Annotated in this window: 6 protein-coding genes; 1 reads left to right on the forward strand and 5 read right to left on the reverse strand. The window is 73.0% G+C overall.

The features are described from left to right. The first annotated feature begins 68 nt into the window (after positions 1 to 68). Positions 69 to 1304 (forward strand): hypothetical protein, encoded by a 1236-nt coding sequence (locus ACP4J0_RS36090; protein WP_426603318.1) that lies wholly within the window; start codon positions 69 to 71, stop codon positions 1302 to 1304. Between the two features lie 22 nt (positions 1305 to 1326). Here the strand turns inward: ACP4J0_RS36090 and obgE are convergent, their stop codons facing one another. From obgE to ACP4J0_RS36115, 5 genes are all read right to left on the reverse strand, one after another. Beyond that, on the reverse strand, positions 1327 to 2763 hold the full coding sequence (gene obgE / locus ACP4J0_RS36095; RefSeq protein WP_426603320.1) for a GTPase ObgE: 1437 nt from the start codon (positions 2761 to 2763) through the stop codon (positions 1327 to 1329). A 112-nt stretch (positions 2764 to 2875) separates the two neighbouring features. Beyond that, the gene (gene rpmA / locus ACP4J0_RS36100) at positions 2876 to 3130 is read right to left on the reverse strand and encodes a 50S ribosomal protein L27 (RefSeq protein ID WP_003976205.1); all 255 of its coding nucleotides are present in this window, start codon (positions 3128 to 3130) and stop codon (positions 2876 to 2878) included. A gap of 14 nt (positions 3131 to 3144) precedes the next feature. Then, positions 3145 to 3465, reverse strand: a complete 321-nt coding sequence (rplU, locus tag ACP4J0_RS36105) for a 50S ribosomal protein L21 (protein ID WP_007449531.1) — start codon at positions 3463 to 3465, stop codon at positions 3145 to 3147. Between the two features lie 202 nt (positions 3466 to 3667). Continuing rightward, positions 3668 to 4729 (reverse strand): iron-containing alcohol dehydrogenase family protein, encoded by a 1062-nt coding sequence (locus tag ACP4J0_RS36110; RefSeq protein WP_426603322.1) that lies wholly within the window; start codon positions 4727 to 4729, stop codon positions 3668 to 3670. 174 nt (positions 4730 to 4903) lie between these two features. Then, positions 4904 to 8340, reverse strand: a 3437-nt coding sequence (locus ACP4J0_RS36115; protein ID WP_426603324.1) for an Rne/Rng family ribonuclease, incomplete at its 5' end; no start/stop codon positions are given.

The following is an 8340-nucleotide window of genomic DNA, read 5'->3' on the forward strand; positions in this document are numbered from 1 at the left end:
CCCGTACAACCAGCCGAACCGGCCGCAGGTCTGACCCGCGTACCCCTGATGCCGACGGAAGGACGGGAATGCGGGCTCATCGCACGGCTCCGGGCGTCGTCGCGGCGTTGTTCTGCGCCGCGCTGGCCGTCGCGGGCCCCGCGACGGCCCTGCCCCCTTCCGACGAGCCCGACCACGGGGTCACGCTGCAGGGCGAGGGTTACCTCACCACCGATGTGGGCGGGACCCTCACCCTGCGGCCCGAAGTCTTCACCGTCCGGTCGGACGGTTCACGCTCTCCCGTGCCGAAGGGCGCTCCCGTCGGACCGGGCAGGGCGATCGAGTACGCACTGCCCTGGAACACCTCACCGGTCCGGCTGGACGAGCAGCCGAGCTGCCGCAAGGTGGATCAGAATACGGACAGCCGGCTGCACATCAGGTGCGACAGGGTGGTTCCGTTGACGTTCCGCGTCGACAAGGCGTTCATCGCCCACCTGGGCATGGTGTCGCTCTTCCCGGAAGCGGAACGGGACGGCAGCGACCGCTGGGAGAACGACCGGGCCGGTTTCGCCGTCACGGCTCCCGTGCCCCACGAGGAGGGCGAGACCCCGGCGAGCCGGGAACGCCGGGAGGCCACCGGTGCCGTGCTGCTCGGCGTGGCCGGCGCCCTCGCCCTGCTCGCGCTGCTCCTGGCCCGCACCCGGTCGCACCGGGCGGTGTGGGTGGCGTGCACCGTGCTGGCCCTGCTGTGCGCCGCTCCGGGGGTCTGGAGCATCACGCGGGGACCGCTGGTCGGCGCCAAGACCTACACGCGGTACCCGTCCGCGCGGCCCGCTCTGGACCTCTCCCGCAACATGCAGGACAACTTCTGGCTGGCCACCCGTGAGCGGCCGGAAAGGATCCCGCCCATCGCCACGGCACCCGACCCGGGCAACGAGGAGGTGACCGAGGTGTCCGGCTACTACGAGCCGGTGCCGCCCGAGGACTACCCCACCACCGGCTGGATCGCCGCACACGGCGCCTACGGCCGGATCGAGGACCCCCGGCGGGCCCGCGACCACATGCTGCGCACGGCCGCCGGGGCGCCCGGCGTGAAGGTGACGGGCGAGCCGCGGCTGATCCTCCTGAGGGACGCAAGCGACCGGAAGACCCCCGTGCTCTTCACATGCCAGGTACTCGTCGTCAGGGACCAGGACGTCACCGTGTGCGCCTGGGCGGACAAGGGAGTGCGCGCCCTGGTCGCCCGCCCCGGCACCAGCCCGTGGGAAACGGCGGACCATGCCCTCGGGGTACGGCTGTACGCGCAGCTGGGCGAAGGTTTCTGACCACCGCCGCCCGGCCCCGCCGCTAGAACGGCTCGAAGCCGTCGAACTCCCGCTCCGCCTCGTCGCGTTCGGCCTCACGGTCCCGGCGTCGCTGGGCGGCCGGGCGGGGCGCCTCGAAGCGGTGGTCCTCGCCGCGGCGGCCGAGCATCTCGGCGCCGGCCGTCACCGACGGCTCCCAGTCGAAGACGACCGCGTTGTCCTCGGGGCCGATGGCGACGCCGTCACCGTTGCGGGCGCCCGCCTTCATCAACCGCTCCTCCACTCCGAGGCGGTTGAGCCGGTCGGCGAGGTAGCCGACGGCCTCGTCGTTGTTGAAGTCGGTCTGGCGCACCCAGCGTTCGGGCTTCTCGCCGCGCACCCGGAACAGACCGTCCTCCTCGCGGGTGACGGTGAAGCCCGCGTCGTCCACGGCCTTGGGCCGGATGACGATCCGCGTGGCCTCGTCCTTGGGCCGGGCCGCACGCGCGTTGCCCACCAGCTCGGCCAGCGCGAAGGACAGCTCCTTCAGCCCCGTGTGGGCCACCGCCGACACCTCGAAGACCTGGTAGCCGCGCGCCTCCAGGTCGGGCCGGACCATCTCGGCGAGGTCCTTGCCGTCGGGCACGTCGATCTTGTTGAGGACGACGATCCGGGGCCGGTTGTCCAGCCCGCCGTACTCCCGCAGCTCCGCCTCGATGATGTCCAGGTCGGTGACCGGGTCGCGCTCGGACTCCAGCGTCGCCGTGTCCAGGACGTGCACCAGCACGCTGCACCGCTCCACGTGCCGCAGGAACTCCAGGCCGAGGCCCTTGCCCTGGCTGGCGCCGGGGATGAGTCCGGGGACGTCCGCGACGGTGTACACGGTCTCGCCGGCCGTCACCACGCCCAGGTTCGGGACCAGCGTCGTGAAGGGGTAGTCGGCGATCTTCGGCTTGGCCGCGCTCAGTACGGAGATCAGCGAGGACTTGCCGGCGCTCGGGTAGCCGACCAGCGCCACGTCGGCGACGGTCTTCAGCTCCAGCTGGATGTCCTGGAGGTCGCCGGGCACGCCGAGCAGCGCGAAGCCGGGCGCCTTGCGCCGCGCGGAGGCCAGCGCCGCGTTGCCGAGGCCGCCCCGGCCGCCCTGCGCGGCGACGTAGGAGGTGCCCTGGCCCACCAGGTCGGCGAGGACGTTGCCCGCCTTGTCGAGGACCACGGTGCCGTCGGGTACGGGCAGGACCAGGTCCTGGCCGTCCTTGCCGGAGCGGTTGCCGCCCTCGCCGGGCTTGCCGTTGGTGGCCTTGCGGTGCGGGGAGTGGTGGTACTCGAGGAGCGTGGTCACCGACTGGTCGACGGTGAGGATCACGTCGCCGCCGCGGCCGCCGTTGCCGCCGTCCGGGCCCCCGAGCGGCTTGAACTTCTCACGGTGGACGGAGGCACAGCCGTGGCCTCCGTTACCCGCGGCGACATGCAGTTCGACGCGGTCCACGAAGGTGGTCATGGGATGTGCCTCCAGTTACTGCTCACTGCCGGAATGTCTCTTGGGTCAACACGCGAAAGGCGGACCCGCTTCCCCTGGGGGGAAGTGAGGTCCGCCTCGCGAAGGTTTCCGGTCAGGCGACCGGAACGATGTTCACGACCTTGCGGCCACGGTGGGTGCCGAACTGCACCGCACCGGCCTGCAGGGCGAACAGCGTGTCGTCGCCGCCACGGCCGACGCCCGCACCCGGGTGGAAGTGGGTGCCGCGCTGGCGGACCAGGATCTCACCCGCGTTGACGGCCTGACCGCCGAAGCGCTTCACGCCGAGCCGCTGGGCATTGGAGTCGCGACCGTTCCGAGTGGACGATGCGCCCTTCTTGTGTGCCATCTGTTCTCAGTCCCTTACTTCGCAGCCGCGGGGATCTCAGTGACCTTGATCGCCGTGTACTGCTGGCGGTGGCCCTGACGACGGCGGTAGCCGGTCTTGTTCTTGTAGCGCAGAATGTCGATCTTCTGGCCCTTGTGGTGGTCCACGACCTCGGCCTGGACCTTGATGCCGGCCAGCACCCACGGGTCGCTGGTCACAGCGTCGCCGTCAACGACGAGCAGGGTCGAGAGCTCGACCGTGTCGCCGACCTGGGCGGTGGAAATCTTGTCAACCTCAACGATGTCGCCGACAGCAACCTTGTGCTGGCGACCACCGCTGCGCACGATGGCGTACAAGCGGATCTCACTCTCTCGCTCGGGAACGGCACCCCCGCAGTCCAGCCACCCGGTGACACACGCGGACAGCCTCTCCCGACCGGGGCCCGGCAGGGCCCGCGCCCGGAAGGAAAGAGGTTTACGGGGATGTGACGCGTCAGTCGACACGCCGACGGTCAAGATTACGGGGCCGCTCGACAGGGGTCAAACCGGGCCCCGCGCCTCACCCGGCGACCGACGCGACGTACTCGGCGTACGCCTCCTTGAGCCGCGCCGGCGGCAGGTCGAGGTGCTCCAGGATCGTGTACCGGCCGGGCCGGGTCCGCGGCGCGAACTCCACGGCCCGCACGAACTCGTCGTCACCGAACCCGATCTCCTGGGCCACCACCGGCAGCCCGTGCCGGCGCAGCGTCCGGGCCATCAGCAGGGAGGCCTCGTGGTCGCCCCGCAGATACGTCGCGAAGGCCGCGCCGATGCCGACCTGCTCGCCGTGGCTCGCGGCGCGCCTGGGGTACAGCAGGTCGAGCGCGTGGCTGATCTCGTGGCAGGCGCCGGACGAGGGGCGGGTGTGCCCGGCGATCGTCATGGCGATGCCGGACAGCACCAGACCCTCGGTCAGCACGGTCAGGAACCCGTCGTCCCCGCAGCCGCCGGGGTGGCGCAGCACCGCCTCGCCGGCCTGCCGGGCCAGGGCCGCGGCGAGGCCGTCGACCTTCTCGCCGTTCACCCGGTGGGCCAGCTCCCAGTCGGCGACCGCGGAGATGTTGGAGACGGCGTCACCGATCCCGGAGCGCACGAAACGGATCGGCGCCTCGCGGATCACCGCCAGGTCGACGACGAGGGCGATGGGCGTCGGCACGCCGTACGAACCGCGGCCCGCGTCGTTGTCCAGTATCGACACCGGCGAGCAGATGCCGTCGTGGGAGAGGTTGGTGGCGACGGCGACCATGGGCAGCCCGACGCGGGCCGCGGCGAACTTGGCGCAGTCGATGACCTTGCCGCCGCCGAGGCCGACGACCGCGTCGTAGCGGCCCGGCTTCATCCCGTCGGCCAGCCGCACCGCGTCGTCGATCGTGCCGCCGCCGACCTCGAACCAGTCGGCGCCGGGCAGGGACGGCGACAGCCGCCGGCGCAGCAGCGCCCCCGAGCCGTCGCTGATGGCCACGGCGAGCTTTCCGGACCGGGAGATCCGCTGGTCGGCGAGGACACTCGCCAGGTCGTCGAGGGCGCCCGGGCGGATGTCCACCACGAGCGGCGAGGGGATGAGCCTCGTCAGTACCGGCACGTGATCTTCTCTCCTCGCGGGGCGGGTCGGCGGGGCGGGGACGAGCCGGTGGCACGGCTGTCCGGTGATGATGCGCCCGAAGACGTCCGGGGAAACGTGTGGTCCCTGTCCGAACCGGATTCCCAGCGGATTCCGGACGGACAGGGACCACACGTCCTGCGACAGGCGGCCGGATCAGCCCTCGTCGGTGGCGGCCGTGACCGGGGACGACGCCTGCTGGGCAGCCGCCGCGGTCTTCTTCGACGCCGCCTTCTTGGCCGTGGTCTTCTTGGCCGTGGCCTTCTTGGCGGTCGTCGTCTTCGCGGTCGTCGTCTTGGCCGTGGCCTTCTTGGCCGTGGCCTTCTTCGCGGCCGTCGTCTTCGCGGCCGTCGTCTTCTTGGCCGCGGTCTTCTTGGTGGCGGCCTTCTTCGCCGTCGCCTTCTTGGCCGTCTTGCGGGCCGCCGCCTTCTTGGCCGGAGCGGCCTCCTCGACGGTCTCCGCCGCGACCACGTCCTCCGCGACCAGGTCCGGCTCGGCCGCTTCCGGCTCGGCCGCCGCGTCCGCCGGGGCCGACGGGACGACCATGACGGCCGCCTCCTCGGACGCCGTGGACGTCGTGGGCTTGCGCACGGCCCGGCGCCGCGGACGGGCCGGGGCGGCGCTCTCGGCGGCCGTACCGGACGGCTCCGCGGACACCTCGGCGGCGGCCGGCGCCTCCGGCACCTGCTCGGCCTGCGTGGTCTCCGGGACCGTCAGCACGGCGGCCTCGGCCCCGGGGGGCGAACCGGCCGGCGCGGACGCCTTCCGGGTCGCCCGACGGCGGGTACGGCCCTTGGGCGCGGCCTCCTCGGCGGCCGGCACCGGAGCCTCGGCCACGGCCGGGGCTTCCGCGACCGCGGGGGCTTCCGCGACGGTCGGCGCCGGGGCGCCGGAAACGGCGTCCTCGACGGCGGCGGGCTCGGCCAGCACCTCGGCGGCGGGCTCCCGCCGCACGGGACGCTCGACCTCCTCCTCGACCGTGACGTCCTGCGCGGTCGGGACCTCGGCGCGCCGGGCCTCGCCCTTCGCGGCCTTCGGGGCGCCCGCCGGGGACGACGCCCGCCGGCTCGCGCGACGCCGCCCGCGACCGCGCGTGGCGGCGGCCTCGGCCTCGGCGGCGCTGCTGTACAGCTCCTCGTCCGCGCTGAAGTCGGGCGCCGGCAGGGCGACCGGCTCGGCCACCTCGGCGGCGACCTCGGACTCGGACTCGGTGTCCGCCTCCTCCTCCGCCGTCACGCCGGTCTCGACACCGGCCACGGCCTCGTGCTCGTGCGGCTGCTCGCCGCCGGCCCGCGCCCGCTTACGACGCTTGCCACCGCCACCACCGGCAGCGGTCGGCTGGTCCAGGTGGACGATCACACCACGGCCGTTGCAGTGGACGCAGGTCTCCGAGAACGACTCCAGCAGCCCCTGGCCCACCCGCTTGCGGGTCATCTGGACCAGACCCAGCGAGGTCACCTCGGCGACCTGGTGCTTGGTCCGGTCCCGGCCCAGGCACTCCAGCAGGCGCCGCAGCACCAGGTCCCGGTTGGACTCCAGCACCATGTCGATGAAGTCGATGACGATGATGCCGCCGAGGTCGCGCAGCCGCAGCTGGCGCACGATCTCCTCGGCCGCCTCCAGGTTGTTCCTGGTGACCGTCTCCTCGAGGTTGCCGCCCTGACCGGTGAACTTGCCGGTGTTGACGTCGACGACGACCATCGCCTCGGTCCGGTCGATCACCAGCGAACCGCCGCTGGGCAGCCAGACCTTGCGGTCCAGCGCCTTGGCGAGCTGCTCGTCGATCCGGTACGTGGCGAAGACGTCGACCTCGCTGGTCCACTTGGACAGCCGGTCGGCGAGGTCGGGCGCCACGTGGGACACGTAGCCGTGGATGGTCTGCCAGGCGTCGTCACCACTGACGACGACCTTGGTGAAGTCCTCGTTGAAGATGTCGCGCACGACCCGGACGGTCATGTCCGGCTCGCCGTAGAGCAGCGTGGGCGCGTTCGAGCTGCCGCCGCTCTTCGCCTTCTTCTGGATGTCCTCCCACTGCCCCTGGAGCCGCTCGACGTCGCGGCGCAGCTCCTCCTCGCTCGCGCCCTCGGCAGCGGTGCGCACGATGACGCCCGCGTCCTCGGGGACGATCTTCTTGAGGATGGTCTTCAGCCGGGACCGCTCGGTGTCGGGCAGCTTGCGGCTGATGCCGGTCATCGAGCCCTCGGGCACGTAGACCAGGTAACGGCCGGGTAGCGAGACCTGGCTGGTCAGGCGGGCGCCCTTGTGGCCGATCGGGTCCTTGGTGACCTGCACGAGGACCGACTGGCCGGACTTGAGGGCGGACTCGATACGGCGCGGGCCGTTCGCCATGCCCAGCGCCTCGAAGTTGACCTCACCGGCGTACAGGACGGCGTTGCGGCCCTTGCCGATGTCGATGAAGGCGGCCTCCATCGACGGCAGCACGTTCTGCACCTTGCCGAGGTAGACGTTGCCGACGTACGAGGTCGCCTGCTCCTTGTTGACGTAGTGCTCGACGAGCACGCCGTCCTCCAGGACGCCGATCTGCGTGCGCTCGCCGTGCTGGCGGACGATCATGACGCGCTCGACGGCCTCACGGCGGGCCAGGAACTCGGCCTCGGTGATGATCGGGACGCGCCGGCGGCCCTGCTCGCGGCCTTCCCGGCGGCGCTGCTTCTTGGCCTCGAGGCGGGTCGAGCCCTTGATGGACTGCACCTCGTCGGACGGCTCGGCGCCCCTCTCCCGCGCGGGACGGGGCTCACGGACCTTGACGACGGTGCGCTCGGGGTCGTCGGCGGACGACTCGGACTCGCCGGAGCCGTCCCCGGCACGGCGACGACGGCGACGGCGACGACGGCTGCTGCTGGAGCCACCGCCCTCACCCGCGGCGTCCTCGCTCTCCTCGGCGTCCTCGTCGGCCTGCTCGGCGGTGTCCGCGGCGTCCTCATCGGCCCGGTCGGCCTGCTCGGCGGCGGTGCGCTCGTCGCCGTCGGCGGACTCGCCCGGGTCGCCCTCGCCCCGGCGGCGGCGACGGCCGCCCCGGCGACGGCGGCGGCGCGAGCCGGACTCCTCGGAGCCCTCGGCGTCGTCGTGGTCCTCGCCCGACTCGTCGGCGTCGGCCTCGGTCTCGGTCTCGGTCTCGTCGTGCGGCTCGTCCTGCGGCACGGCGGCGGCGGTCCGCTCCTCGGGGGCCTCCTCGGCGGCACCCCGGCGCTTGCGACGGCGGCGCGACCCGGCGGTCTGCTCCTCCGTGACCTCCGCGACCTCCGCGACCTCCTCGGTCTCCTCGGGCGCCTTCGCCGTCTCCGCCCCGGCCGCCTCGGCGGCGGCCTCGGCGGCGGCCCGCTCGGGCGTCTGGAACTGGGGCTCGGCGAACACGGGCGCCTGGAACACGGCCACGGCGGGACGCGACGGGCGCTTGGGAGCGTCGGCCTCGCCGGACGCCGCGGCGGCCCGCGGCGGCGCGGCGAAGCCGGTGGCGGCCTTGCGGGTGGACCGGCGGCGCGCGCGACGCGGAGCGGCGTCCTCGACGGGCTCGGCGGTCTCCGCCGCCTCGGGGGCCGGGACGGGCTCGGGGGCCGGGACGGGCTCGGGCG

The organism is Streptomyces sp. WG7 (genome assembly GCF_049975785.1).
In the GTDB taxonomy this organism is placed as follows: Bacteria; Actinomycetota; Actinomycetes; order Streptomycetales; family Streptomycetaceae; genus Streptomyces.

Bases quoted from the DNA above. Each gene is read 5' to 3' on its own strand.
- obgE (WP_426603320.1), bottom strand. From the start codon at position 2,763: ATGACCACCTTCGTGGACCGCGTCGAACTGCATGTCGCCGCGGGTAAC.
- rpmA (WP_003976205.1), bottom strand. From the start codon at position 3,130: ATGGCACACAAGAAGGGCGCATCGTCCACTCGGAACGGTCGCGACTCC.
- ACP4J0_RS36090 (WP_426603318.1), top strand. From the start codon at position 69: ATGCGGGCTCATCGCACGGCTCCGGGCGTCGTCGCGGCGTTGTTCTGC.